30 protein-coding genes and 1 pseudogene are annotated in these 25,017 nt (G+C 65.0%); 13 read left to right on the top strand and 18 right to left on the bottom strand.

What is annotated here, in order from left to right:
* Positions 1-9: 9 nt before the first annotated feature.
* The gene (locus ACNFCH_RS16920) at positions 10-669 is read right to left on the bottom strand and encodes a fumarylacetoacetate hydrolase family protein (RefSeq protein WP_337159456.1); all 660 of its coding nucleotides are present in this window, start codon (positions 667-669) and stop codon (positions 10-12) included.
* Positions 670-846: 177 nt separating this feature from the next.
* On the opposite strand from ACNFCH_RS16920, the gene hpaA reads away from it, so the two are divergent.
* Both hpaA and hpaR read left to right on the top strand, forming a co-directional pair.
* Positions 847-1,743: a 4-hydroxyphenylacetate catabolism regulatory protein HpaA gene (gene hpaA, locus ACNFCH_RS16925; RefSeq protein WP_337159455.1), complete on the top strand. Its 897-nt coding sequence runs from the start codon at positions 847-849 to the stop codon at positions 1,741-1,743.
* Positions 1,744-1,879: 136 nt separating this feature from the next.
* Positions 1,880-2,302: a homoprotocatechuate degradation operon regulator HpaR gene (gene hpaR, locus ACNFCH_RS16930; protein ID WP_337159454.1), complete on the top strand. Its 423-nt coding sequence runs from the start codon at positions 1,880-1,882 to the stop codon at positions 2,300-2,302.
* Between the two features lie 10 nt (positions 2,303-2,312).
* Here the strand turns inward: hpaR and ACNFCH_RS16935 are convergent, their stop codons facing one another.
* A complete protein-coding gene (locus ACNFCH_RS16935) occupies positions 2,313-2,909 on the bottom strand; it encodes a TetR/AcrR family transcriptional regulator (RefSeq protein ID WP_416743167.1) in 597 nt (198 codons plus the stop codon).
* A gap of 259 nt (positions 2,910-3,168) precedes the next feature.
* Between ACNFCH_RS16935 and ACNFCH_RS16940 the strand changes: the two are divergent.
* The 5 genes and pseudogenes from ACNFCH_RS16940 to ACNFCH_RS16960 all read left to right on the top strand — a co-directional run.
* Positions 3,169-3,288: pseudogene (locus tag ACNFCH_RS16940) on the top strand (KGG domain-containing protein); the annotation flags it as partial.
* Positions 3,289-3,351: 63 nt separating this feature from the next.
* Positions 3,352-3,546: a hypothetical protein gene (locus ACNFCH_RS16945; protein ID WP_416743168.1), complete on the top strand. Its 195-nt coding sequence runs from the start codon at positions 3,352-3,354 to the stop codon at positions 3,544-3,546.
* An 18-nt stretch (positions 3,547-3,564) separates the two neighbouring features.
* The gene (locus ACNFCH_RS16950) at positions 3,565-4,896 is read left to right on the top strand and encodes an iron-containing redox enzyme family protein (protein WP_416743169.1); all 1,332 of its coding nucleotides are present in this window, start codon (positions 3,565-3,567) and stop codon (positions 4,894-4,896) included.
* Positions 4,896-5,849 carry a methyltransferase gene (locus tag ACNFCH_RS16955; RefSeq protein ID WP_416743170.1) on the top strand — a complete coding sequence of 318 codons (954 nt, stop codon included), beginning with the start codon at positions 4,896-4,898 and terminating at the stop codon, positions 5,847-5,849. The genes ACNFCH_RS16950 and ACNFCH_RS16955 overlap by 1 nt, the downstream gene beginning before the upstream one ends.
* Positions 5,842-6,981, top strand: coding sequence for a carboxylate-amine ligase (locus ACNFCH_RS16960; protein WP_416743171.1), 1,140 nt, complete (start codon positions 5,842-5,844; stop codon positions 6,979-6,981). The genes ACNFCH_RS16955 and ACNFCH_RS16960 overlap by 8 nt, the downstream gene beginning before the upstream one ends.
* A gap of 24 nt (positions 6,982-7,005) precedes the next feature.
* Here ACNFCH_RS16960 and ACNFCH_RS16965 read toward each other — a convergent pair whose 3' ends face one another.
* From ACNFCH_RS16965 to ACNFCH_RS16975, 3 genes are read right to left on the bottom strand one after another with little or no spacing between them, the layout of a single operon-like run.
* Positions 7,006-7,449, bottom strand: coding sequence for a DUF421 domain-containing protein (locus ACNFCH_RS16965; protein ID WP_337159449.1), 444 nt, complete (start codon positions 7,447-7,449; stop codon positions 7,006-7,008).
* Positions 7,450-7,458: 9 nt separating this feature from the next.
* Positions 7,459-7,965, bottom strand: a complete 507-nt coding sequence (locus ACNFCH_RS16970) for a hypothetical protein (RefSeq protein WP_337159448.1) — start codon at positions 7,963-7,965, stop codon at positions 7,459-7,461.
* 14 nt (positions 7,966-7,979) lie between these two features.
* A complete protein-coding gene (locus ACNFCH_RS16975) occupies positions 7,980-8,483 on the bottom strand; it encodes a CinA family protein (protein WP_196164798.1) in 504 nt (167 codons plus the stop codon).
* A gap of 169 nt (positions 8,484-8,652) precedes the next feature.
* Here ACNFCH_RS16975 and ACNFCH_RS16980 point away from each other — a divergent pair, with 169 nt between their 5' ends.
* The 3 genes from ACNFCH_RS16980 (at position 8,653) to ACNFCH_RS16990 (ending at position 10,637) form a co-directional block, all read left to right on the top strand.
* Positions 8,653-9,558, top strand: a complete 906-nt coding sequence (locus ACNFCH_RS16980; protein ID WP_337159447.1) for an SDR family oxidoreductase — start codon at positions 8,653-8,655, stop codon at positions 9,556-9,558.
* An 82-nt stretch (positions 9,559-9,640) separates the two neighbouring features.
* The gene (locus ACNFCH_RS16985) at positions 9,641-9,784 is read left to right on the top strand and encodes a PSPA7_2676 family Cys-rich small protein (protein WP_196164800.1); all 144 of its coding nucleotides are present in this window, start codon (positions 9,641-9,643) and stop codon (positions 9,782-9,784) included.
* Positions 9,785-9,794: 10 nt separating this feature from the next.
* Positions 9,795-10,637 carry a Ku protein gene (locus ACNFCH_RS16990; protein WP_337159446.1) on the top strand — a complete coding sequence of 281 codons (843 nt, stop codon included), beginning with the start codon at positions 9,795-9,797 and terminating at the stop codon, positions 10,635-10,637.
* 25 nt (positions 10,638-10,662) lie between these two features.
* On the opposite strand, the gene ACNFCH_RS16995 is transcribed toward ACNFCH_RS16990, so the two are convergent.
* Genes ACNFCH_RS16995 through ligD form a run of 6 tightly spaced genes read right to left on the bottom strand, consistent with a single transcriptional unit; the run spans position 10,663 to position 16,477 of the window.
* Positions 10,663-11,328 (bottom strand): glycosyltransferase, encoded by a 666-nt coding sequence (locus tag ACNFCH_RS16995; protein ID WP_337159445.1) that lies wholly within the window; start codon positions 11,326-11,328, stop codon positions 10,663-10,665.
* Positions 11,325-11,924, bottom strand: a complete 600-nt coding sequence (locus ACNFCH_RS17000; RefSeq protein WP_337159444.1) for a class I SAM-dependent methyltransferase — start codon at positions 11,922-11,924, stop codon at positions 11,325-11,327. The genes ACNFCH_RS16995 and ACNFCH_RS17000 overlap by 4 nt, the downstream gene beginning before the upstream one ends.
* Before the next feature lie 17 nt (positions 11,925-11,941).
* A complete protein-coding gene (locus ACNFCH_RS17005; RefSeq protein ID WP_337159443.1) occupies positions 11,942-12,697 on the bottom strand; it encodes a PIG-L family deacetylase in 756 nt (251 codons plus the stop codon).
* Positions 12,694-13,737: an acyl-CoA dehydrogenase family protein gene (locus ACNFCH_RS17010; RefSeq protein ID WP_337159442.1), complete on the bottom strand. Its 1,044-nt coding sequence runs from the start codon at positions 13,735-13,737 to the stop codon at positions 12,694-12,696. The genes ACNFCH_RS17005 and ACNFCH_RS17010 overlap by 4 nt, the downstream gene beginning before the upstream one ends.
* Positions 13,734-13,982, bottom strand: coding sequence for a hypothetical protein (locus ACNFCH_RS17015; protein ID WP_196164806.1), 249 nt, complete (start codon positions 13,980-13,982; stop codon positions 13,734-13,736). The genes ACNFCH_RS17010 and ACNFCH_RS17015 overlap by 4 nt, the downstream gene beginning before the upstream one ends.
* Positions 13,982-16,477 (bottom strand): DNA ligase D, encoded by a 2,496-nt coding sequence (gene ligD, locus ACNFCH_RS17020; protein ID WP_416743172.1) that lies wholly within the window; start codon positions 16,475-16,477, stop codon positions 13,982-13,984. Before ligD ends, ACNFCH_RS17015 begins: the two co-directional genes overlap by 1 nt.
* 159 nt (positions 16,478-16,636) lie before the next feature.
* Here ligD and ACNFCH_RS17025 point away from each other — a divergent pair, with 159 nt between their 5' ends.
* Both ACNFCH_RS17025 and ACNFCH_RS17030 read left to right on the top strand, forming a co-directional pair.
* Positions 16,637-17,107 carry a phosphotransferase system, HPr-related protein gene (locus tag ACNFCH_RS17025; RefSeq protein WP_337159440.1) on the top strand — a complete coding sequence of 157 codons (471 nt, stop codon included), beginning with the start codon at positions 16,637-16,639 and terminating at the stop codon, positions 17,105-17,107.
* Positions 17,108-17,109: 2 nt separating this feature from the next.
* Complete coding sequence (locus tag ACNFCH_RS17030; protein ID WP_337159439.1) at positions 17,110-17,340, top strand: metallothionein; 231 nt, start codon at positions 17,110-17,112, stop codon at positions 17,338-17,340.
* 88 nt (positions 17,341-17,428) lie between these two features.
* Here ACNFCH_RS17030 and ACNFCH_RS17035 read toward each other — a convergent pair whose 3' ends face one another.
* The 7 genes from ACNFCH_RS17035 to ACNFCH_RS17065 form a co-directional block, all read right to left on the bottom strand.
* Positions 17,429-17,806 carry a Rho termination factor N-terminal domain-containing protein gene (locus ACNFCH_RS17035; protein WP_337159438.1) on the bottom strand — a complete coding sequence of 126 codons (378 nt, stop codon included), beginning with the start codon at positions 17,804-17,806 and terminating at the stop codon, positions 17,429-17,431.
* Between the two features lie 90 nt (positions 17,807-17,896).
* Positions 17,897-18,325 (bottom strand): hypothetical protein, encoded by a 429-nt coding sequence (locus ACNFCH_RS17040; protein ID WP_416743173.1) that lies wholly within the window; start codon positions 18,323-18,325, stop codon positions 17,897-17,899.
* Between the two features lie 50 nt (positions 18,326-18,375).
* Positions 18,376-19,314, bottom strand: coding sequence for a lysylphosphatidylglycerol synthase domain-containing protein (locus ACNFCH_RS17045; RefSeq protein WP_337159436.1), 939 nt, complete (start codon positions 19,312-19,314; stop codon positions 18,376-18,378).
* Complete coding sequence (gene clsB, locus ACNFCH_RS17050; protein ID WP_416743174.1) at positions 19,314-20,516, bottom strand: cardiolipin synthase ClsB; 1,203 nt, start codon at positions 20,514-20,516, stop codon at positions 19,314-19,316. Before clsB ends, ACNFCH_RS17045 begins: the two co-directional genes overlap by 1 nt.
* A complete protein-coding gene (locus tag ACNFCH_RS17055; protein WP_337159434.1) occupies positions 20,513-21,286 on the bottom strand; it encodes an endonuclease/exonuclease/phosphatase family protein in 774 nt (257 codons plus the stop codon). Before ACNFCH_RS17055 ends, clsB begins: the two co-directional genes overlap by 4 nt.
* Positions 21,283-22,200 (bottom strand): DUF72 domain-containing protein, encoded by a 918-nt coding sequence (locus ACNFCH_RS17060; RefSeq protein WP_416743175.1) that lies wholly within the window; start codon positions 22,198-22,200, stop codon positions 21,283-21,285. Before ACNFCH_RS17060 ends, ACNFCH_RS17055 begins: the two co-directional genes overlap by 4 nt.
* A gap of 109 nt (positions 22,201-22,309) precedes the next feature.
* Positions 22,310-23,248, bottom strand: a complete 939-nt coding sequence (locus ACNFCH_RS17065; protein ID WP_416743176.1) for a LysR substrate-binding domain-containing protein — start codon at positions 23,246-23,248, stop codon at positions 22,310-22,312.
* Between the two features lie 146 nt (positions 23,249-23,394).
* Here ACNFCH_RS17065 and ACNFCH_RS17070 point away from each other — a divergent pair, with 146 nt between their 5' ends.
* A complete protein-coding gene (locus ACNFCH_RS17070; protein WP_337159431.1) occupies positions 23,395-24,771 on the top strand; it encodes an L-serine ammonia-lyase in 1,377 nt (458 codons plus the stop codon).
* The last annotated feature ends 246 nt before the right edge of the window (positions 24,772-25,017 follow it).

The following is a 25,017-nucleotide window of genomic DNA, read 5'->3' on the forward strand; positions in this document are numbered from 1 at the left end:
GGCAGGTCCTCATTCGGCGACGATGGTGTTGATCAGCTGGCCGAGGCCGTCGATCTCCACGGTCACCCGGTCACCGGGCAATACGTCGACGCGGCCTTCCGGCGTGCCAGTGATCAGCACATCGCCGGCATGCAGGGTCATGAACTCGCTGATCTCGGCGATCAGCTGGGCCACGCTGCGCACGCAGTTAGCGGTGTTGTTGTGCTGGCGCAGTTCGCCGTTGACCAGCAGGCGAATCCCCAGGGCCTGGGGGTTGGGCACCTGCGCCGCAGGCACCAGTTCAGGGCCGAAAGAACAGAAGCCATCACGGCACTTGGCCTTGACCGCCGGGCGGTAGTAGCTGTCCTCAGGCAGGCTGAACTCGTTGACGATGGTGTAGCCGGCCACATGCGCCAGGGCGTTTTCCACGCTGACCCGGCTGGCGTCCTTGCCGATCACCACGCCCAGTGCCGGGCCCGGTTGCAGGCGATCGACTGCCGAGGGGTAGGTGACGGGTTGGCCGTGCTGGTTGCGGGTATTGGGCGTCTTGATGAACAGCACCGGCTTGACCGGCGGCTGCTTGTAGGGCGGTTCGTTGAAGGCGGCGAGGTGCTGCTGTAGCAGGCCCTGGTAGTTCAGGGCGACGCCCAACAGGGTGCCGCTGGCAACCTCGTGCAAGGCACGGCTCATGCTTTTCTCCTGGCGGTAGGCGAAGCGGTGTGGAAGCGCTTCTTGGCATTTTTGTTAATGTGTTAACGTTATAATTAATATGTTAACGATCGTCAAGGCACTCCCAGGACGATTCGCGACCACCGGCCAGTGCTACCATGGAAACCGGCCCGACTCGCCAGCCCGCACGAGCACGACATGAAAGAGCGACAGCCGATCCCCAATATCAACATCGGTCAGGTGTACGACCAGCGTTACAGCGAGAGCGAGGTCCATTACGACCGGCTCGGCAACCTGGCCGGTTTCTTCGGGCGCAACATGCCGGTGCACCGGCACGACCGCTTTTTCCAGGTCCACTACGTCAAGACCGGCAGTGTGCGGGTGTACCTGGATGAGCAGCGCTATCACGAGGCGGGGCCGATGTTCTTCCTGACGCCGCCGACCATTCCCCATGCCTTCGTCACCGAACCCGACGCCGATGGCCATGTGCTGACCGTGCGCCAGCAACTGGTATGGCAACTGCTGCAGGCCGAGCCTGGGTTGATGACCGGGCCGCGGCTGGCGCCAGCGTGTGTCGCGATGGGGCGTCTGCAAGGCCAGGCAGCGGTCGATGCGCGGCAACTGGAAGTGCTGTTCGACATGCTCGGCGCCGAGATCAGCAGCAATCGGCCAGGGCAGGGCACCGCTGTGCAGGACCTGGCCAGGCTGGTGATGATCGGTCTGTTACGGCTGTGTGCCAATTCCTTGGAGGCGACCCCAGCACGGCATGAGGATCTGCGGCTGTTCAACCGCTTCAACGAACTGATCGAGTTGCACTATCTGGAGCACTGGACGCTCCCAGCCTATGCCGCCGCCCTGGGCGTGACCGAAGCACGGCTGAACGATGTCTGTCGACGCATCGCCGATCTTCCGTCCAAGCGGCTGGTGTTCGAGCGTTTGATGCAGGAGGCCCGGCGCCTGCTGCTGTACACCGGTGGCTCGGCCAACGAGATCTGCTATCAGCTGGGCTTCAAGGACCCGGCCTACTTCAGCCGGTTTTTCCAGCGTCATGCGCAGATGACGCCAGGGGAGTACCGTCAGCGGCAAATGCGGTGATCGCGCGGCGGCGCTGGACAGATCCCCTGCAAATGTATTTCACTTTGTTAATATCTTAATGAAGTGCTGTGCGCATCCCTTGCCCCCAAGCACCACAGCCCCTAGATTCCTGGCTTTGCAACCTGAACTGATGAGCATGACCTTACCAAGACCTTCCCTGACTCTGACCCTCCTGCAGGCCCGCGAAGCAACCATGGCGTTCTTCCGCCCGGCCCTCAACGCCCATGACCTGACCGAGCAGCAATGGCGGGTGATCCGCATCCTGCGTCAGCAGGGCGAACTGGAAAGCCACCAGCTCGCCGACCAGGCCTGCATCCTCAAGCCGAGCATGAGTGGCGTGCTCAAGCGCCTGGAGCGTGACGGCCTGGTGGGCCGGCGCAAGTCGCCTGAGGACCAGCGTCGCATTTTCATCAGCCTCACCGTGCGTGGGCAGCAGTTGTTTCTGGCCATGAGCGAGCAGATGGAGCGCAACTATCAAGAGATCCAGCGCCAGTTCGGCAGCGACAAGCTCGAACAACTGATGGGCCTGCTCAACGAGCTCAAACGCATCAAGCCCTGAGCCGTGCCCTTTAGCGGCTGGTCAAGGCCAGCGAGTCGTCGAGGATCTTCAGCAGCGACGCCGCCCGCCGCGCGTAGACCGCAGGGTTGGCGTACATCAGCTCCACATGCAGGCTGTCGATGATCCCCAGGTACGCATCCCCGTAGAGCTCCAGCTTGTTGCCGTCGCTGCGGGCCCAGGCATGGCGCTCGCGCAGGGCCTGGCAAAAGTCCACACGGATGTGCTCCAGGTAGGCTTCGAACCCTGAGGTGACCAGCGGTTTGAGCGAAGCGGGCGGCAGAAAGGCTGCACGCAGCACGAAGCGCAGGCTGGGCGAGCTGGCATAGCGTTCGGCCAGGTCCAGGGGATGTCTATGCCCTGGCGGCAGGCCTTCTGCCGATTCCCGCGCGAACACGCCCTGAACGTAGGCCGTTTCCTGCGCCAACGCGCGCTCGAAGGTCTTGGCGAACAACGCATCCTTGCTGGCGAAGTGGGCATACAGCGACGCCTTGCGCATCCCGGCCTGGGCGGCGATCTCGCTCAGTGACGAGCCATCGTAGCCATGGTCGGCAAAATGACCCTCGGCGGCATCGCAGACGCGTAGGGCGGACGGGGTCAAGGCTTTCACAGGTGCACTCCAGGCTTGCATCGGGTTGGTGCGGCGATTGTGTTGTCCGTTGGGGGCTGGGTCAAACCCCCTGCGCGCCAAATGCCTGGGCCCGATTCTTTATTGCCGTCGGTCAGCGTCTGCGCAGATAAAGCGAATCTCCTTGCTCGGTGGGTACTCGACACTATGCACGGCTGCTGTCGTGCATTCCTTACGCCACACGAGGTGACAGACGATGGCTAACAAAGAGACCAGCAAAAGCGGCAGCCAGGGTGGATCGAAAAACCCAGGCAATTTCGCCAACGACCGCGAGAAAGCCTCCGAAGCCGGCCGCAAAGGTGGGCAGCAGTCCGGTGGTGGACGGTCGAGCGAGTCCAGCCGCAAGGGCGGCCGCTCGTAAGCAAGGCAGCGCAGTGCCGGGGCTTCCTGGCACTGCGATCAACGGGCGAGGAGGACACACATTATGCGAATAGCCCCAATGCTCTGTCTGTTGGGCGGCCTGACGCTGCTCGGCGGTTGTTTCGATCGCGACGACGATCATCCCGCCAAGGACGCCGACCCCAGCAAGCCTTCGTTGCAAATGCAACAACCTGACACGCCGGCCACCGCGCCCGCTTCACCATCGCAACCGATGCCATCCCACGACCCCGACAACTGATCGTGCGAGGAGTGAGGCATGAGGGTGATGACTTGCGAGACCGCCGTCCCGGTGACGCCGGCTCAGGCTTGGAGTGAGTGCCTGGAGCACCGCTACCAGGCCTTGCTGCAAGGCCGCTGCAGCGATGGCCAGCAGTGGCTGGAAGAACAACTGAACCGCGCCGATGCGCTGCCTGATGACTTGCCTGCTTCTCCCGCACAACTGGACCAATGGTCTGCCTGCCGCGCCGCCAGCGTGGCCGAGCATTATGCGCTGTATCTTCAGGCGCGGCGTCACGGGGCACTGCGTCGCTACTTCGCCAATCGGTCTCAAGCCCTGTGGTTTCTGCAGCAGGTCGCACCCACCAAGGCGGTCGACGGGGCCTGGTTGCAGGGCGTCCTGCACCATTGGCATGACCCGCGTTACCACGGCCTGATCCGTACCTACCTCGAAGAGCTCGGCGAGGGCGACCCGCGCTGCAACCACGTGCTCATCTACCAGCGTCTGCTCACCCGCCTGGGTTGTCAGGAACTGTTGCCCCTGGACCCTGCGCGTTATCTGCAGGGCGCTCTGCAATTGGCCTTGGGGCAGCACTTCGATGGCTTGCTGCCCGAAGTGATCGGCTACAACTTGGGCTACGAGCAACCGCCGCTGCACCTGTTGATCACCACCCATGAGCTGGCGGAGCTGGGCATCGACGGCCATTACTTCCAGTTGCACGTGACCATCGACAACGCCGCCAGCGGTCATGCCCGTAAAGCGATCCATACGCTACGCCAGCTCTGGTCGGAGCAGGGCGGCGAAGATTTCTACCGACGGGTACGGCGTGGCTATCGCCTGAATGACCTGGGCATCGACACGCCCAGCCTGATCGCCAGTTTCGACCTCGAGGGCGAGTTGCTCGATGCCCTTGAGCGCAAGCGTCTGTTCGGCCAACGCATGCATTCGGACCATTGCCGGTTGCAGGGCCGCACCCTCAACCAATGGTTGAGCGCTCCCGACGCCATGCCGGGTTTGCTCAAGGCGTTCGAACAGCACGGTTGGGTACGTCGTGGCGAAGATCCGGCGCACAGCCGTCTGTGGCGACTGATCGAAGGCCCTGACGCCGCCATGTTCGGGGTATTCAGCGCCTACGAGAAGCAACTGTGGCACGACTGGATCGCCCAAGGCTGGGAAGGGAACTGCGTGCGCCGTGTGCTGCCGGGCAGTTGGCAACCTGATCTGGAGCCGGATGACGCGGCGCTTGATCAGGCGCCGGTGCAGGCGCTGATCGAGCGGATGGCCGGCAATCGCCACGCCTCGCCTGAGGGCCTGCGTGCCACCCGCGCCTATATCCAGGCCACTGGCCTTGCCCAGGAGGAGCCCTACTGATGCAACTGAGCCCCGAACAGATCCAGGCCGACCAGGCGCTGCTGCAACTGGGCCGGCGCCTGCGCGCGGACGGTTATCGCTTCACCTGCGTGACCCCCGCGACCCATGCCCGAAACAACACCCGGGCGGGCAGCGAGCGGGCCGGTACGCTGCGCGATGTGTTCGGCTGGAGCCGGCCCTTCGACCCTGCTCTGATCTCGGCCGATGAATTACAGCAACTGCAGGCTGCCAAGGTGGTGACGGCGCAGGGCCAATTGCTGCGCAGCAGCGTGCGCTGGTCCAGCCTGGACGACCTGCTGCTGGTGCATTCGGCCTTTCCCACCGAGGCCAGTGACGCGGTGTTCTTCGGCCCGGACAGCTACCGCTTTGCCCAGGTCATCCATGAGCACCTGCAGCGTACCCCCAAACCCGTCCAGCACGCCGTGGACATCGGCTGCGGCACGGGCGTGGGCGCGTTGCTGATCGCCCGCGCCGCGCAGCATGCGCAGGTCAGTGCCGTGGACATCAACCCGCTGGCCTTGCGCTACACCGCGATCAATGCGGCCCTGGCTGGGGTGGGCAACCTGTCGGTGGAGCCGAGCGACCTGCTCGATGGCATCAGCGGCAGCTTCGATTTGATCGTGGCCAACCCGCCGTACATGCTCGATGCCAGCGAGCGTGTCTATCGCCATGGTGGCGGGGCGCTGGGCGCACAGTTGTCGCTGCGTATCGTCGAGCAGGCCTGTGAACGCCTGAGCGCCGGTGGCGCTTTGCTGCTCTACACGGGTGTGGCCATCGTCGAAGGGCGCGACGCCTTGCTCGAAGCCATCCGCCTGCGCCTGGCCGGGCCGCAGTGGAGCTGGGCGTACCGGGAAGTCGACCCGGACGTGTTCGGTGAGCAGTTGCTGGAGCCGGGTTACGAGCGGGTCGAGCGCATCGCTGCCGTGGCCCTGACCGTGACGCGCAATGCGTGAGGGTAGGTACCGGCCCTTGAGCTTTGGCATCGAGGAGGAATACCTGCTGGTGGACCTGCGCAGCGCGCAGGTGCTGGCCAACCCTTCGCTGAAAGTCGCCAGGCGTTGCCGGGAAGTCATGGGCGAATATTTTGCCGAAGAGATGTTCCGTAGCCAGATAGAAGTCGCCTCGCCGGTGTTCACCCACCTGCACGAGGCCCATGATTTTTTGCGGAGCACCCGCCAGCGCCTGGGCGAGGTGTTGGCCGAGGAGGGCGTTGGCCTGTACTGCGCCGCCAGCCATCCGAGCGCCCAGTGGTTGCGCCAGCGCGCCCGCACCACAGCGCACTATCGTCAGTTGTTCGATGACTACCAACACGTGGCCCGGCGCAGCCTGTTGTCCGGGCTGCACGTTCATGTGGGGGTGCCTCCCGGGTGTGATCGTATCCAGTTGATCAACCGCTTGCTGTACTGGCTGCCGCTGTTTCTGGTGCTGAGCACGTCGTCGCCCTTGTGGAACGGCCAGGCCACCGGCTACATGAGCTATCGACGGGTGATCTGCGCCGAGTGGCCGCACATGGAATTGCCTGAGCCGCTGGCGGACTGGGAAGCCTACCTGCGTTACCGGGCTTTGCTGGAGCGCACCGGCGCCCTGAGCAAAGAAGGCGACTTCTGGTGGGCGATTCGCCCGTCGCGGCGATTTCCCACGGTGGAGCTGCGCATCTGTGACGGATGTCCGCGCCTGGAGGATGTGCTGTGTATCGCAGGTCTGTTCCGCCACCTGGTGCAGAGCACGGCCGTGGATCACTACGACCCCACGCCGATCAACCGCGAAAGCCGCTGGATCACCCAGGAGAACTACTGGCGGGCCAAGCGCCATGGTCGTCATGGGCTGTTCTTGGGTGTCCACGATCAAGTGCCCGTGACCGCCGAGGGCTGGCTGGCCCAGTTGCAGGCGCAGTGCCCGGCGGACACGGCGGATGCGCAGCGCGCGGTGCTTCAGGCCCAACGCATCCTGCGCGAAGGCACCAGCGCCGATCGCCAGCTCGCCTGCCTGGCACACGCTCGCAGCGACGGGCTGGATGCGCGCCAGGCCCTGCGTGCGGTGGTCGATCAGGTGCTGGCCGATGGTGCCCTGGGAGTGCGTTGTTGAGCGAGTATGTGCGAGGCGGGCGGCTCATTGCTCCTTGATGATTGAGATCTTGCCGTTGCGTTCGACGATGGCATAGCGGATCTGCGCCACCGTCTCGATGCCTTGGCTATCGCGCGCCGATTCGAGGATGTCGTCCTCGGTCAGGCGCGCCTTGCGCATCCGTCCATGCAAAAAGCGCCCATGCTCGACGACCAACGTGGCATGGCCGTCGAGCACCCGGGCCAGGCGCCTGGAATTGAGCTTGGCCAGCGACAGGCCGACGTCCAGCACGATCAGGGTGGCGATCACCAGCATGGCGTTGATGAAGGAGAAGTCCTCGCCCAGCAAGGCTTGCTGGGTCGCTTCGCCGATGATCATCAGCAAGACGAAGTCGAAGGTGGTCAGATCGCTCAGGGAGCGGCGACCGGCGATGCGAAACAGCAGCATCAAGGCAACGTACATGCCGGCGGCGCGCAGTATCGAATCCATGACGGCTCCCTACGGGTAGATGAAGGTGGAAAAGCGCGCCTCGCTGTCCGGCCCGAGGCTTACCCGGCCTTGCAGCCTGCCGGGCGTTTCGGCGCGCAGGCTCAGGTACAAGGTCGCGGTGCCGTCAGTGCCGGTACCCAGTTGCAGCTTTAGCCCCTGGCCCTCGGAGCGGGATCGCAGCGGCTGGGGTTGCACGGTCTCGAGGCTCGCTTCGCGAAACAGGTCGCCGTCGAGCAGGACCTGTACCTGCCCGTTGCTTGGGCCCCTTACCCTGATCTGCAGGCTTTCCAGCACGCCGCTGCGGCTCAAGCGCGCGTACTGCACCAGGACGCGTCCGTCGGCGCTGCTCGCTTGGGCATGGCTCAACGGGCCACGGCCGAACCCCCCCGCCAGGGCCAGCAGCATCACCCCTGACAACAGGTACCAGCCCAGCCGCTCGAAGCGCCAGACCCGTTGCTGCATGGCCATGTCTTCCTCGACCGGCTGATGGCGTGAGCGCTGTTCGTCGTCGGTCATGGCCAAGATTCCGCTCAGGCGCGTTCGCCGCGCAGCCAGCGCTCGTGGTAATGCTGCAGGCGCGTCAGGCCATACAGCGCGCCCTGGCGCAGTACTTCAGGGCGATCGCCGAAAAAACGCTGGCTACGGGTGAACACGGCAATCGATTCATCCTGAAACGCCCAGGCAAAGCACAGGGTGCCCGGCGCGATCCCGTCGGTCCCGTCCGGGCCGGCCACGCCGGTGGTGGCGATGGCCACGTTGGCGGTGCTGTCCTTGAGCGCGCCGAGGGCCATCTCCCAGGCCACTGCCTCGCTGGTCAGGCCGTAGCGCTCGATGGTCACAGGGCTCACCCCGAGCAGGCGCTGCTTGGCCTTGGGTGAATAGACCACGTAACCGCTTTCCAGCGACTCGCCCACGCCGGGGTGCTCCGCCAACAGGGCGACCATGCGCCCGGCGGTGCAGGATTCGGCGGTGGTCAGCACCAGGGCGTTTCGCTTCAGGTAATCCAGCACGTGCTGGACAGGGTCCTCGCGCATGGGGGCGCCTCGTTGGGGTCTTTTGCGATGGACGCCGGTGTCGGGCAAATGGTTCAGCCCGTTGCGCGTGACCACCCGTCGGTGCGCACGATGGGCCGAACAAACCTTCAATCCTGGCGCTGCCTCGAAACCTGTAGCGACCCATCGATTCGCCAGAAGGAGGCGCACCATGCCCAACAAGCCCCGCGACCAGTTCAGCATGCAGAACCCGCTGACCCAGTACCCGCATCCGCCATTTCCCGAGCAGACCCAAGCCCCGCCAGGGCTGGATGCGAACATGCAGCCCAAGCCCGACCACGGCGAAGATACCTACAAGGGATTCGGCCGCCTGGCCGGGCGCAAGGCGCTGATCACCGGCGCCGACTCCGGGATCGGTCGCGCTGTGGCCATCGCCTTTGCCCGCGAGGGCGCCGACATCGCACTCAACTACATGCCCATGGAGCAGGCCGACGCGCGTGAAGTGATCAAGCTGATCGAGGCTGAAGGCCGCAAAGCCATCGCCCTGCCAGGCGATCTGAAAGACCAACGCTTTTGCGGTGAGCTGGTCGACCAGGCCCATGAGCAACTGGGCGGCCTGGACATCCTGGTCAACGTCGCCGGCAAGCAAGAGGCGCGCAAGGACATCGGCCAGATCAGCCACGAACAGTTCGACCACACGCTCAAGACCAACGTCTATGCGCTGTTCTGGCTGTGCCAGGCGGCGGTGCCGTTGATGCCGGCTGGCGCCACCATCATCAATACCGCCTCGATCCAGTCCTATCAGCCGTCGGCGACACTGCTGGACTACGCGACCACCAAGGCGGCCATCGTGGCCTTCACCAAAGCCTTGGCCAAGCAGGTGATCGAGCGCGGCATCCGGGTCAACGCCGTCGCCCCGGGGCCGATCTGGACCGTGTTGCAACCCAGCGGTGGCCAGCCGCCGGAGAAAATCCCCGAATTCGGTTCGCAGTCGCCGATGAAGCGCCCCGGCCAACCCGCCGAGTGCGCGCCGCTGTATGTGCTGCTGGCCACCCAGGAGTCGAGCTACATCACCGGTGAGGTGTTCGGTGTCACCGGCGGCAATCCACTGCCATAGGGCGGCGCGAGTAAACCTTCAGGGCGCCGCGCAGTCCTTGGAAATAAGGGCCCCAGTGCTTGCAGGGCCAAGGAGGTGGCTGATGACCCTCATCTGCCTGTTGCGCGGTTGCCAGTGGGGCGCCGCACTGAGCTGTGAATACCCCGGGCTGCAGTGCCAATGCTGCGAGCGCTGCGGCGCCTTGCGCTACTGTCGGCCCGGCCAACCGTTTGAACCTGGAACCTAGGAGCTAAGCCATGGCCCGGGCAATCTGGAAAGGCGCAATCAGTTTCGGTCTGGTGCACATCCCGGTCAGCCTCAACACGGCAGTGCGCACCGAGCGCGTCGATTTCGACTGGCTGGACAAACGCAGCATGGAGCCGGTCGGCTACAAGCGGGTGAACAAGGTCACCGGCAAGGACATCGACAAGGAACACATCGTCAAGGGCGTGGAGTACGAAAAGGGTCGCTACGTGATCATCAGCGAGGAAGAAATCCGCAACGCCCGTCCCGAGGCGACCCAGACCATCGATATCTTCTCGTTCGTCGATGCTGCCGACATCCCGCTGCAGCATTTCGATACCCCGTACTACCTGAGCCCCGACCGTCGGGGTGGCAAGGTCTACGCCCTGTTGCGCGAGACCCTGGAAAGCACCGGCAAGGTCGCCTTGGCCACCGTCGTACTGCATACCCGTCAGCACCTGGCACTGCTGCGACCACTGGACGAGGCTCTGGTGATGATCACCCTGCGCTGGCCGGAGGAAGTCCGCGGCGTGGAGACCTTGGAGCTGGACCACAGTGTGACCGACGCCAAGGTCGACAAGCGTGAGCTGGACATGGCCAAGCGTCTGGTCGAGGACATGAGCGGACCCTGGACGCCGGAGGACTATCATGACGCCTTCCGCCAGACCATCCTGGATCTGGTCGAGGAAAAGGCGGCCAAGGGCAAGATCAGCGTGGTGGAAAAAGGCGAGGGGGCGCCGACACAGAAGGGCGCAGATATCGTCGACCTTACCGAACTGCTCAAGCGCAGCCTGGGTGGCGGCAAGAAAGCCGCACCGGAGAAAAAACCAGCCAAACGCTCGCGCAAGGCATCCTGAAGGGGGCGCAAAGCGCCCCCGCGCCTCACCCTGTGACTGACCCCTCCAAACCCACCAGGTAATCGCCAAACCCTTCCCGCGCTCGACTGTTTCGCCGGCTGCTGGTGGCCACGCTATGCCGGGCCGTCCACACGATCTGAGCACCGCAGGCCTCCAGCGCCCGCACCAGGTGCACATCTTCGTGGGCCGGCAAGGGCGCGAATCCACCCGCACGCGCATAGGCCTGGGCACACACGCCCAGGTTGGCCCCATGGATATGCCGGTGACCCTCCCTGGGCTCGTACCGGCTGCGGTAAAGCTCGCGCAACGCAGCGCCTTGCCATGGCTGCCAGCGTTCGATGTGCACGGTGCCGCACACCGCGTCGGCCGCGAACTGCAGTTGGGACAGCAGCCAGTGCGCCGGCACCCGGCTGTCGGCGTCGGTGAAGGCCAGCCATTGCGCGCCACGTTCAAGCATCCATGCCGCGCCCGTGCGGCGGGCAATGCCGACATTGCCCGCATCCACTGCCAATGTCGCCACGCCATGGCGGTCGGCAATGGTGGCACTGGCGTCGTTGCAGCGGTCGAGCACCACCAGCACCTGCACCGTCAGGCCTGTGTGTTCGGCCTCGTGGGCGGCGCGGTTCACCGCGCGCAGGCAATGCCCCAGGTGTCGGGCCTCGTTGTGCGCCGGGATGACTACGCCGATCATGGGCAGGTCTCGTCCAAGTCCACCACGCTGGGCTGGCACGACCAGTATTCGAGTAAAAAGTCCGCCTCTTCGTGGCGCAGCACCGGGTACAGCGGCAGGTGCCGAGCCAACAGCTCATGTACATTGCGGCCATCCTGGGGACAGCCGACGATCGGGTGGCGCCAGTGGCAGGCCAGCAAGCCGCCGTCATGGCTGAGGCTGGCCACCGATTGCTCGATTACCTGCAACCAGTCCGTGGGGTCCAGGTAGTAGCCGATCTCGCTCAAGACGATCAGGTCGAATTGGCCACCGGGCCAGTCGCCCGGCAGGCGACCTTGCTCGACCTGAACGTGGCTCGCGGCAGCCAGGCGTTCGCGTGCAAGGCTCACCGCAGTCGCGTCGATGTCCTGGCACAACAGCGTGGCGCAGCGCTCGGCCAGCCCGATGCTGAGCTCCCCGTTGGCGCAGGCGGGCTCGAAGATGCGTCGATAGCACTGTTGCGGCAGGCTGGCGAGCACCAGCTCGCGTTTGCGCCGCTCGTACCAACGGGTGCGGAACGCCCAGGGGTCGTCGCTGGTGGCGTACAGGTCGGCGAAATACTGCGCATCAAGGCTCATGGCGACTCCATTGGCATTCAAAGCAGCACCAGTTCGAAAGGCTGCAAAAGGCACTCCAGCAGGGCGGGCTTCAACACCGGAGGGCGCTCGCCATCGGCCTGCAGCTGGCTCAGATGCGCTGACAGCGCCTGGCGTTTGCGGGCCAGGCGGGTTTCATCCAGCGCAATGCGATGCGCCCTTGGCCAGGGCAGGCGGGGATCGTCCGGGCGGGCCCAATGCCATGCCCAGACAGGGACCTCGGCCAGCTTAACCTTGTGGGCCTGGCAGGCCTGGGCGGCGGCGCGGCCGACGGCCTCATGATCAGCATGACCGTCGCCGCGCCAAGTGGTCAGCAGCAGGTCATCGGTCTTGAGCAGTTGGCCAAGGTGGTTGACCAGAAAGGCTTCGTCGCGAGGGACCGCGCCGTCCTTGAGGTGCAGCCGGTGCCAGTCGAGTTGGGCAAGGTCCAGGCCAAGTTGCTGCAAGGCCTGACGACTTTCCAGGGGCCGTTGCCGGCGCAGGCGCTGTTCGCTCCACTGACGGGAGCCGGGGTGGCTGGCTTCACCATCGGTGACCGAGATCAGCAACAGGTCCTGCTCGTGCCCCCTGAAACCCGCCAACAGGCCTCCCGCCATAAGGATCTCGTCGTCTGGGTGCGGTGCCACCAGCACCAGGCGTCGCCCGGGCGGGCACAACTGGTCGGGGGTGATCCACGTGGCCCGGGCCAGATGGGCAGCCTGCTGCCACTGGCTCCAGGGTGTGCCGCTGCTGGTTTTTATCGGATCGTCGCTCATAGCTGCCACGCCCCGGCTGGCACCTGAGCCAGTTGTTGCCCGAGCGATGCCAAGTCGCGTTCGGCGTGGCTCTGGCGCAGATAGACCGGCAAGTCGGCGCTCAAACGGGCGAAGTGGCTGCTGCGGCAAAAGGGTGTGGCACCCAATGCACGGCCCACATGGTGGATCACTTGCTCCACCGCATGCTCGACCTGGGCACGGGTGCGGCGTACCTCGAAGCTGGCGTCGGCGGTCGGCTGCCGGTCGATCCATCCCGCGCATTCGCGCAGGGCCGCGCGCGCGCCGTACAACGCAGCGTCCACCGCACCCAGGTGCGCCAGGGCATGGGCGTCCGGCGCCGGTTTGCGGCAATGTTCGCGCAGGTAGTCCGCCAAGGCTTCGGCTGCGCCATACCAACAGGCGGCGATACCCGCACCGCCGTGCCAGAAACCTGGGCGCATGAGGTACTGCCCAGGCCGACCCACGGCAATCCCGGGGGCATCGTCGAAGGCGATCTCCACACTGGTGGTGGTGGCCATGCCCACGGCTTGCCATTGCTCCACCTGGATACGCTGGCTGGGATGAGCCAGCTCGATCGCCACCAGCTGGGGCTGGTCGTCATCGCCCCAGGCAGTGATCAACGCACGGTCGATCTGCAAGGCGCCAGAGCACCAGGCCTTGCGCCCACCCAGGCGTACCTGCTCACCCTGGCGGGCGAGAATGCGCGCCCGGGCATCTGGCGGCTCGGCGGCCCATACGCCCCAGAGATCGTCGCCCACCAAGTGCGGTGCACCGCACTCGGCGAGGATGGCCAGGGCGTCGGTATGGCCTTCGTAGAGCTTGGCCAGGGCGAGATCGCAACCGGCGATGCGGGCGAGGGTCTGCCAGCGCTGCAGGGTGTGGCCTTGGCCGGGCAGGGGCAGCAGGTCCAGATGGTCGGACTGCAAAGCCTGCATCAGTACGGGGAGTTGGGTGTCGAGGTTCAGTGCCTGGGGGCGTTCGGTGAATGCCCGCAGCAGGCGGTCGAGGTTGTTCAGGTCGAAGTCCTGGATGATGCTCATGTGCTCGGCTCCCCTGTGGTGTTCTTCTTCCAGCCGCGCAGGTTCATGGCGCACAGGCAGAACTGCAGGACGATCAAGGCCCAGGCCTGAACCTGCCAGCCCCAGATCACCCACAGCACGTTGCTGCTGATGAAACAGCAGAAGCCGACACGGCGCCGGCGCGGCTGGCGGGAGCCGATGCACCACGCGGCCAGTACGGTGAGCAGCATGGCCGGCCATTGCAGTACGTCGAGCAGCACGGCCATCAGTCCAGGCCCATCTGCTTGCGCATACGCGCGGTGATCGATTGCCGGGTCTTGGTCAGATCCGCCCAGGGGTCGTCGACCTCGGCCAGACGCTCGGCCAGGTTACCGATGTGCCATTGGTTGGCGCCCTTGAGCTGAGGCAGCTCCTCGCGCCAGATCGGCACCGACACCGGCAGGCCCTCACGGGCGCGCAGCGAGTAGGCGCTGACCGTGGTCGCGCCTTTGCCGTTGCGCAGGTAGTCGATGAAGATCCGCCCGACCCGGTTCTTGGGCCCAGACACCGCGCTCAGGCGCTCAGGGAAGAGCCGGGCCAGGTACTCGACAATCGCATGGCTGAAGTCCTTCACCTCGTCCCAGCCTGCGCGGCGAGTCAGTGGCACCACCAGGTGCATGCCCTTGCCGCCGCTGGTCTTGAGGAACACCTTCAGGCCCAGCTCGTCGAGCAGGGTGAGGGTCAGTTGCGTGGCTTCGAGCATGGCCTTCCAAGGCAGGGCCGGGTCCGGATCCAGGTCGAGGACGAAGCGATCGGGCTTGTCGAAGTCCTTGTCGGTGCCGTTCCAGGTGTGCAGTTCGAGCGTGTTCATCTGCACCGCACCCAACAGGCTTTCGGCGCTGTTGAGGATCATCGCAGCCTGGCCGGCCTGGGCTTTGCTGTAGCTCACGACGTCTGGGATGTGCAGTTGGCCTGCGTTTTTCTGGAAGAACAGCTCGCCGCCCAGGCCATCCGGTGCCCGCACCAAGGCCACGGGGCGGTCCTTGAGCTGGGGCAGGATCCACGGGGCCACCTGGGCGTAATACTCGGCGACCTGGCGCTTGGTCACGCCGCTGGTGGCATCGATCACCCGCTCCGGGTGGGTCAGGCGCAGATCGCCGAGCTGGGGTTCGGAGACGGGCTTGACGACGCGTGTCTTGGGCATGGCGCGCTCCAGGTCGATGGCGGATGCGGGCTTGTCATCGCGCAGGCCATGAAACACCGAGTGGCGCACCACACCGTCACGGGTCATCTGAGCATAGGCGACTTCGGCCAGCAGCTGGGGTTTGAGCCAGTGCACGCCTCGGGCGTCGGCGCCGGTGGGCGGCTTGGCCAGGGCGGGCTTGTCCACCTCCAGTGGCTTGAGCCAGGCATGGATGCTGTCTAGCGTGGTGGCGCTGAAGCCGGTGCCGACCTTGCCGGCGTAGCGCAACTGGCCGCTGTCGTTGTCATGCAGGGCCAACAGCAGGGCGCCAAAGGCATTGCGACTGCCCTTGGGATCGGTATAGCCGATGATCACGAACTCCTGGCGCTGCTTGCACTTGAGCTTGATCCAGTCGCTGCTGCGCCGACCGCTATAGGGGCTGTCGGCGCGCTTGCCGATCAGCCCTTCGAGCTCCAGGCGACAGGCGCTGTCGAGCAGCGAATCGACGGGCTGGTCGAAGTCGGCCGAATACTTGACCTGCTCCGACTCACGCCCCTCCAACAATTGCCGCAACGTCTCGCGACGATCCTGCAAGGGCACCTGGCGCAGGTCTTGGCCGCCGAGAAAGGGCAGGTCGAACAGGTAGTAGGTGATGCGCTCGTCGTGCTCGGTATCGAAGGCGTTCTGCAGGGCCTGGAAGTCAGCCACGCCGTTCTCGCCAGCGACCACCACTTCGCCATCGAGCCAGGCGGACTTGAGCTTGAGCGTGCGCAGGGCAGCCACCTGATGGGGCATCTTGGCGCTCCAGTCGTGGCCGTTGCGGGTGAACAGGCGCACGTCCGCCCCCTCGATGCGGGCCAGGATGCGGTAGCCGTCGAACTTGACTTCATAGCGCCAGTCACCGGCCGGCGGGGCGTCGACCAGGGTGGCCAACTGGGGTTCCAGGCGTTCGGGCAGCTCGGCGTTTCTGGCGCTGCTGGCGCGTGCTCGGGGGCTGGCCGTTCGCTGGGTGGGCTTTGCAGGGGTCTTGGCTCGGCGAGGCACCAGGGTGCGTTCGCTCAACACGCTGTCGGGCTGGGCGTCGACGATGCTGTAGTCGGTTTCGCTGCGGGCCTGGTCATCGTCGGACTTGACCAGCATCCACTGCTCCTTCTTGCCGGCCAGGTGGGTGCGGAACAGGTTCCAGACCCCGGCGAGCTTTTCGCCTTGCAGGCGAAAGCGCAGCTTGCCCTTGGCGTAGGCGCTGTGCGGGTCGCCCTCAGGCTCCCACACGCCACGGTCCCAGACGATCACATCGCCTGCGCCATAGTGGCCCTCGGGGATATGGCCTTCGAAATTGGCGTAATCGAGCGGATGGTCCTCCACGTGGATGGCCAGACGGCGCACCTTCGGGTCCAGCGACGGGCCCTTGGGAATGGCCCAGCTCTTGAGGGTGCCGTCCAGTTCCAGGCGAAAGTCGTAATGCAGGTGGCTGGCGTCGTGTTTCTGGATGCAGTACTGCAAGGCATGCGCCGGCTGGCCGCGGCGGCGGGCGCCGGCAGGCTCGGGCGTGGCATTGAAGTCGCGCTTGCGCTGGTACTCCTGCAGGGGCTTGGCCATGGCGGGCTCCGGGAGGGTTCGCGGGTCTCTAGACGTGGGAGGGAGCGTCGCGCTCGAGAGTTCAGAATTTTTGCCCGGCCTGCGCCGCCGGGCAGAAACTCTGAATCATTGTCCGGCCCCGGCAGTCGACCGCATGAACCCACCCGACGGAGAGCCGTGATGTCCCAGCCAGACGATCCCAAAACCAGGCCCCCGGCTGAGATCGACGATACCGAGGACCGCATGGGCAGCGTGCACGAACTGGATTTCAGCGACCGCCATGACGAGCGCGAAGGCCGTGTAGGCGACGAACGCCCTGCCCAGGAAGTTGACCAAGCGTTCCCGCCCGGACGCGTGGCCGAAAGTGGCATGACCGGAGGTGAAGCCCTGAGCGACAGCCTGCATGAAGACAACGTCACCTTCGATGACCTGAGCCCGGACACCCTCTACGACCAGACCGGCGCCCGCGACCCGCACGAGCCGGGAGGTGTCGGCGGTCCGGCAGACAAGACCCTGCGCAGGGTGCAGGAGCATGAGATCGGTGGTGGCGTCGGCCTTGACGAGGCTGAGCTGGCCCGCTCCAACCCCTTGGATGGCGAGCCGTGGACTGACGAGGTTTCACCGACCGATGATGACGATGAAAGGAGCTGACCATGATCGAGCAACGTTGTGCCTGTAATCATTGTTCCTGCACCGTGGATGCCAATGCCGTGGTGCAGGATGGCAAGGCTTATTGCTGCGAAGCCTGCGCCACCGGCCACCGCAACGGTGAGCCGTGCCGCATGGCAGACTGCAAGTGTGCCGAGATGGTGCAGCCGAAGGAAACCAATGTGGACAATGCGCTGGACGAGACCTTCCCAGCCAGTGACCCGATCTCGCCTTGATCGTTTAAGGGCGATGGGCTGCTTTGCAGTCCATCGCCGGCTCCCGGCTCCCACTGGGACGTTCTTGAGACTCGCCCAATCGCTGGAATCAGGCTGCGTGGCGCAGGGCGTCGATCAGCTCGCCCTTGCGCATGGTCGAGCGCCCGGCGATATGTTGCTTGCGTGCCCGGTCCATCAGCTCGGTCTTGGTCATGTCCTCCAGCCGCTGCCCAGGCCGGGGCACCCCATGGCGGGTGGCGGCAGCGCGCTTGGCCGAGGACTCGCGGGATTTTTGCTTGGCCTGCGGGCTTTTCTTCTGTCCTGAGCCGCCCTTACGTTCGCCTCCGCCTGACTGCTTGTTGACCGTGGCCCAGGCGCGGGACTCCGCTTCGTCCTTGGAAACGCCCTTGGCTTCGTAGCTTTCCTCGATGTGCTCGGCCTTGCGTTTCTGTTTGTCGGTGTACTTGTCTTTATCTCCACGTGGCATGGCGGCTATCTCCCTGGCGTTGGAAAGCGTTGTCGATTACTACGGCTGAACCCACGCCAGGCCCCGTCGTTCCTCGGGTGCGACCAGCGGTCAATGGGTTTGCCAGATACCGTCCTTGCGTTCGCAGTCGGCGCGTGCCTGGCCCAAGCTCGGCGTGTCGTAGTAGTAGGTGATCACCCGGGCGTCCTTGGACAGGGCCGGGCGGGTCGAAGGTTGGTCGCGCCCGGCAGCGTTGGGATTGGCCAATGACTCCTGGGTCAGCGGCGCGATGCAGCTGCCGACGCTGCCATCGGCGCAGCGGGCGACGGTGTGCTTATGGGTGCTGATCATGTCCTTGCTCTCGTTGCTGCACGACCAGGCGATGGCTTCGGCGGGCATGTTGCTGTAGCTGTAGCAGGTGTGCCGCTCCACCGGCTTTACCGCTTCGCTGGAGGAGCGGGTGAGCACGTCGCAGGCCTCGGCCAGCGCCGGGGGACTGGCCAGGCTGGCGAGTATCGACAGCACAAGGGGAAAACGCATCGGACACCTCCCGGCCCCGAGGGCCTTCGTCAGGTCTTGCGCAAGGCGGCCTAGCCGCGCTGGCGCAAGGTCTTGGCGCGCTTTTCCAGCACCAGGTAGATGACCAGCGCCAACAACAAGGGGATCAGGTAGTAAAGGGTGCGGTAGCCCAGCAGCGCGGCCACCAGGGTGCCTTGGCCGAGCTGGCCATGGAGCAGGGCCAGGAACACCGCCTCCAGCACGCCGAGCCCGGCAGGAATGTGCGCGACCACACCGGCCACGCAACTGATCAGCAGAATGCCAAGGATCGACGGATAGAACAGGTCATGGGGTAGCAGCCAGTGGATCAACGCTGCCATCAAAGCCCAGTTGCTCATGCCCAAGGCCACTTGGCACAACGCCAGGCGCAGCGAGGGCAGCGTCAGTTCGTGTCCTCGCAGGCTCCAGGTGCGGCGTTTGGCGAAGCCGCAGGCCAGCAGATAGCCCAGCGCCACGGCCAGCAACGCGATACCGATCAATTGCAGGCCGGTCGCGCCCACGGCCCAGCTCTCGGGGAGCTTGACCAGGCGCAACGCGAATACGCTGCCGGCCAGCAGCATGTAGCCGACCCAGTTGGTCAGAAGACCCAGGGTGAGGATGCGGGTGATGGTCGGCGTGTCCAGGCCCAGCCGGCTGTACAGGCGATAGCGCAGCGCCACACCGCCAACCCAGGTGGTGAAATTGAGGTTGAAGGCGTAGCAGACGAATGCCACCGGCAGCACCTGGCGCGCCGGCAGTGGGTGGCCGGTATAGGCACGCCCCAGCAGGTCGTAGCTGGCAAACACCAGGTAGCTGGTGAACGCCAGTAGCAAGCCCACGGCCAGGGTGCCGGGTTTGTAGGCCAGCAGCGACTGGCGCACTTCGTTCCAGTCCAGATTGCGTGCAAGGCTGTAGAGCAGCACCGGTATCAGGACCACGAACAACAGCGTCAGCAGACGTTTGCCCCAGGTGTGCCAGGCTTTGCGTTCCATCAGGTATTGCCCTCATGGTAGGTACCTGAGTCCTGCGCAGCGGGCGTCAGCGATTGCAGTTTCTGGCGGTGGGCAGGGAACCAGCCGGCGATCTGCGGAAAACGCCGGATCACGTGGAAACACAGGAAGATCAGCGGCGCGCGCCACCAATAGCCGCGCACCATGCGCTCCAGGGTCACCGCCTTGCATTGCTGGTGGGCCAGTTCGTCCAGGTGCTGGTAAAGCCGCTGGTTGAAAGCACGGTCGCGAATCAGCAGGTTCGCCTCCAGATTGAACGACAGGCTCAGTGGGTCGAGGTTGCTCGAGCCCACCGTGGCCCACTGGTCATCCACCAGCGCGACCTTGCCGTGCAGCGGGCGCTCGCAATATTCATGGATGTGCACGCCATCGCGCAGCAGGTAGTTGTACAGCAAGCGCGACAGGGCCCGAACCCAACGCATGTCGGGCTGGCCCTGGAGAATCAGCCTGACCTGCACGCCACGCCGGGCGGCATTGCGCAGCTCGCGCATCAACCGATAGCCGGGGAAGAAATACGCATTGGCCACCACGATGCGCTGGCGCGCCAAGCGAAAGCCCTCGAGGTAGTAGGCTTCGATGTCGTTGCGGTGGCGGCCGTTGTCGCGTTCCACCAGCACGGCGCTGGCGGAGCCACTGGGCTCGGTGAGCGGGCGCACCTGGCTGGGCGGTTCCAGCACCGGGGCCAGCAAGCGCCGGCTCGAGGCATGCACCTGGGCCACCACCGGGCCGGTTACCTCCACGGCATAGTCCTGCTTGGCCATGGGGCCGAAGTCACCCAAGTGGTCGGCGCTGTAGTTGATGCCGCCAATGAACGCCCGCTCACCGTCGATCACCACGATCTTGCGGTGCAGGCGGCGGAACAGGTTGGTACGCATGCCCGCTAGGCGTGGCTGAGGGTCGAAGGCATGGAAGCGGATACCGGCTTCGGTCATCGCCGAGATGAAGGCATCCGGCAAATCGGCCGTGCCGTAGCCATCGGCCGCCACCTCCACACGGACGCCGCGCCGCGCGGCATCGATCAGCACCTGCTGAAGCTGTTGGCCGACCTTGTCGTCGTAGATGATGAAGGTCTCCAGCAGGATCTCTTCCCGGGCCTCGGCCATGGCCTGGAACACCCGCTCGTAGTAGGCCTCGCCGTTGATCAGCAGCTCGACCTGATTGCCGTCCACCCAAGGCCGGTTCATAGGCTGATCTGCGCGGCCAGGGGGGCGTGGTCGGAGAGGTGCGACCACGGGTAGTTGGACAGCACCTGGGCTTTGCTCGAGGTGGCGTTGCGCAGGTAGATGCGGTCCAGGCGCAGCAGCGGCAGGCGCGCCGGGAAGCTGCGTGCCGGGGTGCCGAACGCCTCCACCAAGTGCGCCGAGAGCACCGCATCGGCTTTGCGCCGCCAGTCGTTGAAGTCTCCGGCGACGATCACCGGCGCGTCGGGCGGCAGGCTGTCGAGCAGTTCGAGCAGCAGGCGCACCTGGTTCTGCCGGTGGGCCTCGCGCAGCCCCAGATGCACGCAGACCGCGTGCACCGCTTCGTGCCCGGGCACCTCCAACTGGCAATGCAGCAGGCCGCGTTGTTCGTTGCCGGCGATCGAAACGTCCAGGTTGTGATAGCGGGTGATAGGGAATTTGGACAGCAACGCGTTGCCGTGATCGCCATGGGGGTACACCGCATTGCGGCCATAGGCGAATTGCGGCCACATGCTGTCGGCGAGAAATTCATACTGCGGCGTCACCGGCCAGGCGGGGTGTCGCTGGGCGTGATGAAGATGGCTGCCATGGACTTCCTGGAGAAATACCAGGTCGGCACCGGTGGCGCGTACCGCTTCGCGCAGTTCAGGCAGGATGAAGCGTCGGTTGAACAGGGTGAAACCTTTGTGCACATTGATCGTCAGCACGTTCAGCTGGCGCACGGCAGTGACCTTGTCGATGATGCAGCGGGGAGCAGGCATGGTCTTGTTCACAGTTCGACCTCCGGTTCCACCCCGGGCTCGGTCACCAGTTCACCGGCAAGGCCGAGTTTTTCCAGCAGACGCCGTGCGTCGTAGGGGGCATGGACTTTCTGGTCATTGTCGAAGTAGCAGTAGATGTCCCGCGAGGCCCGCTTGCGCGGCGCGCGTTGGACGATCAGTTCGGCGTCGTCGGGCTGGCCGCCCTGGCTCCAGGCCTGGATGCGCGTCTTCCACCGTCGCAAGGCGCGGGCGGTGTAGCCGCTGCTGTAGAGCTCCACATCGCCGTGCAGGCGCATGTAGACAAAGTCGGCGGTGACGTCTTCGACATAGGGCCACTTGCCGGCACTGTCCGCCACCACCAGCGCCACGTTGTGGGCACGCAGCAACTCGACGAAGCCTTCGCAGACAAAACTGGGATGACGGATCTCCACCGCATGGCGCAGCGGTGCATTGCCGTCGATCTCTGTGCCGCCGTTGTCGCGCAGGCGTTCGGCGCAGTGCTTGGCGCAGTCCCGAGCGCCTGCGCGGTCATGGGGCAGTTGTTCGAGAAACTGGGCAAAGCGCGCTTGGTCGTACTTCATGCTGGGAGGGAACTGCCACAGCACCGGGCCGAGCTTGTCGGCCAGCAGCAGGGGGCCTGAGGCAAAGAAGTTGGCCAGCGGCTCTTCGATCTCCTTGAGCCTGCGCACATGGGTGATGTAACGCGGTGCCTTGACCGAGAAGACGAAGCCTTCGGGCGTCTGGTCGCGCCAGTTGCAATAGCGCTGGGGCGTTTGCAGGGCATAGAACGAGCCATTGATCTCGATGCTGTTGATCGCGCGCGAGGCGAACGCCAGTTCGTCGTCCTGGCGCAGACCTTTTGGGTAGAAGTCCTTGCGCCACGGGCCATAGCGCCAGCCGGAAATGCCGATACGGATATCGCTCACGGTGCCTTCCTTCGCTCAGGGTGGTTTTGCGCGACATGTGTCGCCTCACTCTTGATGTGCGACCGGCAAGCCCTGGCGAGGGTTCAGGATGTTTGACGAGTGGCGCAGGCTAGCTCAGCAAAGGATGCAAGGCGCGGAACCCTTCGGCCTCTTCGACCAGCCAGTCATGCACCGCGCGTGCGCCCGGCTGGTTCAGCCCGCCGGGCGGGTAATGCAGCATGTAGCGTTTGTGGTTGGCGATCGGCACGCCGAAAGGCACGATCAGCGCGCCGCGTTCGAGCTCGTCGTTGAGCAAGGTGCGTCGGGCGATGGCCACGCCAACCCCCGCGATGGCAGCCTCGATGGTCAGGTGGTTGCGGTTGAAAGTGTGTCCGCGGCGCACATCCAGGCTGCCGGCACCGATACCGTCGAGGTAGAACTCCCATTCGGCGTATTCCGAGCTGCCGCGCCAGGCGGTGATGTCGTGCAGCAGCGGGTAATGCACCAGGTCTGCCGGACCATGCAGCGGCGGGCGGCCGCGCAGCAGGGCGGGGGAGCAGACCGGGAAAATCTGCTCGTCGAGCAAGGGCGTCGAGAGCATGCCCGGATAGCTGCCATCGTTGAGGTCGATGGCCAGGTCGAAGTCCTCCGGGTGCAAGGCTTGGTTGCTGTCCTCAGCCACCAGACGCAGCTCGATGTCCGGATAGCGCTGCTGGAAGCGGGGCAGGCGAGGGGTCAGCCATTTGGCCAGGAACGAGGGGATCGAGCGCAGGCGCAGGGTGCCGCGGATCTCGCCGGCGTCCAGGCGAAGCAGTTCGGCCTCGATGCTGCCGTAGGCCTCGGCCACGGTCTGCGCCAGGCGTTGGCCTTCGGCGCTCAGCTCGACGCCTCGGGCCCGACGTAGGAACAGTCGATAGCCCAGGCGCTCTTCCAACTGACGCATCTGTTGGCTGACGGCTCCGGGGGTGATATGCAGCTCCTCGGCGCAGCGGGTGAACGACAGGTGCCGCGCCGCACAGGAAAACACATGCAACCAGACGAACGTCTGGCCATTGAGTTGTCGCTTCATTGTTTAGCCCTGCTAAAGCCTTGCTTAGGAACTTTCGTTGGTCATTACCCGACGGGCGAGTCAGTATCACGCAATATCGCAGTCTCGTTCAATTTTCTCGGAGAGGCGGTCGACGGCTCCACAGGCTGTCTCGCCCAGGTATTAGCATGGCTATCAGTGTTTTCGACCTCTTCAAAATCGGCATCGGCCCGTCCAGTTCCCATACCGTAGGGCCGATGCGCGCGGCGGCGACCTTCGCCCAAGCGCTTCGCGAGCGGGGTGTGCTGACGCAGGTGACGCGGGTCGAGGTACGCCTGTATGGCTCGCTGTCGGCGACCGGCGTCGGCCATGCCACTGACCGCGCCTGCCTGCTCGGACTGATGGGCCAATGGCCAGATCGTATCGACCCGCAGAGCATCGAGCCGCGCATCGCACAGGTGATGCAGGAGCAATGCCTGATCCTCGATGGCACTCAACCGGTGGCATTCGAGTATGACCGCGACATGCGCCTGCTCGACGAGAGCCTGCCTTACCACCCCAATGCCATGAGCCTGGAGGCGTTCACCGCGCAGGGCAGCCTGTTCTCCCAGACCTACTACTCGGTCGGCGGTGGCTTCATCGTCGAGCAGGCCGAAATCGATGCGCCACAGTCCGATGCCGACCAAGTCAAGCTGCCCTATGAGTTCGACAGCGCAGCCGAGCTGCTGGCCCTGTGCAAGACTCATCAGCTGAGCGTCGGCCAACTGATGATGGCCAACGAGTGCGCCTGGCGGCCCGAAGCCGAAGTGCGTGAGGGGCTGCTGAAGATCTGGGCGGCCATGGGCGAGTGCGTGAACAACGGCCTGCGCAACGAAGGCATCCTGCCAGGCGGTCTGCAGGTCAAGCGCCGTGCCGCCAAGCTGCACCGCAGCCTGCAGGAGCTGGGCAAGCCCAATGTCATCGGTTCGACCCTGAGCGCTATGGAGTGGGTCAATCTGTATGCCCTGGCGGTCAACGAAGAAAACGCCGCAGGCGGGCGCATGGTCACCGCGCCCACCAATGGCGCGGCGGGGATCATCCCCGCGGTGCTGCACTACTACATGAAATTCAACCCCGGCGCCTGCGATGACGATGTGGTCGCGTTCCTGCTGGCCGCTGCGGCGGTGGGCATTCTGTGCAAGAAGAACGCATCGATTTCGGGCGCGGAAGTCGGCTGCCAAGGCGAGGTCGGTTCAGCCTGCTCCATGGCAGCGGCGGGGCTCGCCGAAGTGCTGGGTGCCACGCCTGCTCAATTGGAGAACGCTGCCGAAATCGCCCTGGAGCACAACCTGGGGCTGACTTGCGACCCGGTGGGTGGCCTGGTCCAGGTGCCGTGCATCGAGCGCAACGCCATTGCAGCGGTCAAGGCGATCAACGCGGTACAGATGGCCTTGCGTGGCGATGGTGAACACTTCATCTCTCTGGATCGGGTGATCCGCACCCTGCGTGATACCGGCGCCGACATGCATGCCAACTACAAGGAAACCTCCCGCGGCGGGCTGGCCGTGGCGTTTGTCGAGTGCTGAGGCAGATGTAGCCGCTGGCTATACGGTGTTGCTGGGCGTACGCGGTCTTTGTGGGGTTTACCCGCGAAGAAGGCACCACAGAACAAGGCCAAGCGTTGACCTGACAATCGGCGCAAACACGTGTAGGCGCTGGCAAAGCCTGCGATGGGCTGCAACGCAGCCCCATGCCGCCACATCCTGGGGCCGCTGCACGGCCCTTTCGCGGCACAAGGCCGCTCCTACAGATACTGCGCAATCCGTGTAGGG

The organism is Pseudomonas sp. NY15354, assembly GCF_048068075.1.
In the GTDB taxonomy this organism is placed as follows: Bacteria; Pseudomonadota; Gammaproteobacteria; order Pseudomonadales; family Pseudomonadaceae; genus Aquipseudomonas; species Aquipseudomonas guariconensis_C.

What these genes read in the sequence shown, in the direction of transcription:
- ACNFCH_RS16920 (WP_337159456.1), bottom strand. Translation starts at nt 669, where the DNA reads ATGAGCCGTGCCTTGCACGAGGTTGCCAGCGGCACCCTGTTGGGCGTC.
- hpaA (WP_337159455.1), top strand. Translation starts at nt 847, where the DNA reads ATGAAAGAGCGACAGCCGATCCCCAATATCAACATCGGTCAGGTGTAC.
- hpaR (WP_337159454.1), top strand. Translation starts at nt 1,880, where the DNA reads ATGACCTTACCAAGACCTTCCCTGACTCTGACCCTCCTGCAGGCCCGC.
- ACNFCH_RS16945 (WP_416743168.1), top strand. Translation starts at nt 3,352, where the DNA reads ATGCGAATAGCCCCAATGCTCTGTCTGTTGGGCGGCCTGACGCTGCTC.
- ACNFCH_RS16950 (WP_416743169.1), top strand. Translation starts at nt 3,565, where the DNA reads ATGAGGGTGATGACTTGCGAGACCGCCGTCCCGGTGACGCCGGCTCAG.
- ACNFCH_RS16955 (WP_416743170.1), top strand. Translation starts at nt 4,896, where the DNA reads ATGCAACTGAGCCCCGAACAGATCCAGGCCGACCAGGCGCTGCTGCAA.
- ACNFCH_RS16960 (WP_416743171.1), top strand. Translation starts at nt 5,842, where the DNA reads ATGCGTGAGGGTAGGTACCGGCCCTTGAGCTTTGGCATCGAGGAGGAA.
- ACNFCH_RS16965 (WP_337159449.1), bottom strand. Translation starts at nt 7,449, where the DNA reads ATGGATTCGATACTGCGCGCCGCCGGCATGTACGTTGCCTTGATGCTG.
- ACNFCH_RS16970 (WP_337159448.1), bottom strand. Translation starts at nt 7,965, where the DNA reads ATGACCGACGACGAACAGCGCTCACGCCATCAGCCGGTCGAGGAAGAC.
- ACNFCH_RS16975 (WP_196164798.1), bottom strand. Translation starts at nt 8,483, where the DNA reads ATGCGCGAGGACCCTGTCCAGCACGTGCTGGATTACCTGAAGCGAAAC.
- ACNFCH_RS16980 (WP_337159447.1), top strand. Translation starts at nt 8,653, where the DNA reads ATGCCCAACAAGCCCCGCGACCAGTTCAGCATGCAGAACCCGCTGACC.
- ACNFCH_RS16985 (WP_196164800.1), top strand. Translation starts at nt 9,641, where the DNA reads ATGACCCTCATCTGCCTGTTGCGCGGTTGCCAGTGGGGCGCCGCACTG.
- ACNFCH_RS16990 (WP_337159446.1), top strand. Translation starts at nt 9,795, where the DNA reads ATGGCCCGGGCAATCTGGAAAGGCGCAATCAGTTTCGGTCTGGTGCAC.
- ACNFCH_RS16995 (WP_337159445.1), bottom strand. Translation starts at nt 11,328, where the DNA reads ATGATCGGCGTAGTCATCCCGGCGCACAACGAGGCCCGACACCTGGGG.
- ACNFCH_RS17000 (WP_337159444.1), bottom strand. Translation starts at nt 11,924, where the DNA reads ATGAGCCTTGATGCGCAGTATTTCGCCGACCTGTACGCCACCAGCGAC.
- ACNFCH_RS17005 (WP_337159443.1), bottom strand. Translation starts at nt 12,697, where the DNA reads ATGAGCGACGATCCGATAAAAACCAGCAGCGGCACACCCTGGAGCCAG.
- ACNFCH_RS17010 (WP_337159442.1), bottom strand. Translation starts at nt 13,737, where the DNA reads ATGAGCATCATCCAGGACTTCGACCTGAACAACCTCGACCGCCTGCTG.
- ACNFCH_RS17015 (WP_196164806.1), bottom strand. Translation starts at nt 13,982, where the DNA reads ATGGCCGTGCTGCTCGACGTACTGCAATGGCCGGCCATGCTGCTCACC.
- ligD (WP_416743172.1), bottom strand. Translation starts at nt 16,477, where the DNA reads ATGGCCAAGCCCCTGCAGGAGTACCAGCGCAAGCGCGACTTCAATGCC.
- ACNFCH_RS17025 (WP_337159440.1), top strand. Translation starts at nt 16,637, where the DNA reads ATGTCCCAGCCAGACGATCCCAAAACCAGGCCCCCGGCTGAGATCGAC.
- ACNFCH_RS17030 (WP_337159439.1), top strand. Translation starts at nt 17,110, where the DNA reads ATGATCGAGCAACGTTGTGCCTGTAATCATTGTTCCTGCACCGTGGAT.
- ACNFCH_RS17035 (WP_337159438.1), bottom strand. Translation starts at nt 17,806, where the DNA reads ATGCCACGTGGAGATAAAGACAAGTACACCGACAAACAGAAACGCAAG.
- ACNFCH_RS17040 (WP_416743173.1), bottom strand. Translation starts at nt 18,325, where the DNA reads ATGCGTTTTCCCCTTGTGCTGTCGATACTCGCCAGCCTGGCCAGTCCC.
- ACNFCH_RS17045 (WP_337159436.1), bottom strand. Translation starts at nt 19,314, where the DNA reads ATGGAACGCAAAGCCTGGCACACCTGGGGCAAACGTCTGCTGACGCTG.
- clsB (WP_416743174.1), bottom strand. Translation starts at nt 20,516, where the DNA reads ATGAACCGGCCTTGGGTGGACGGCAATCAGGTCGAGCTGCTGATCAAC.
- ACNFCH_RS17065 (WP_416743176.1), bottom strand. Translation starts at nt 23,248, where the DNA reads ATGAAGCGACAACTCAATGGCCAGACGTTCGTCTGGTTGCATGTGTTT.
- ACNFCH_RS17070 (WP_337159431.1), top strand. Translation starts at nt 23,395, where the DNA reads ATGGCTATCAGTGTTTTCGACCTCTTCAAAATCGGCATCGGCCCGTCC.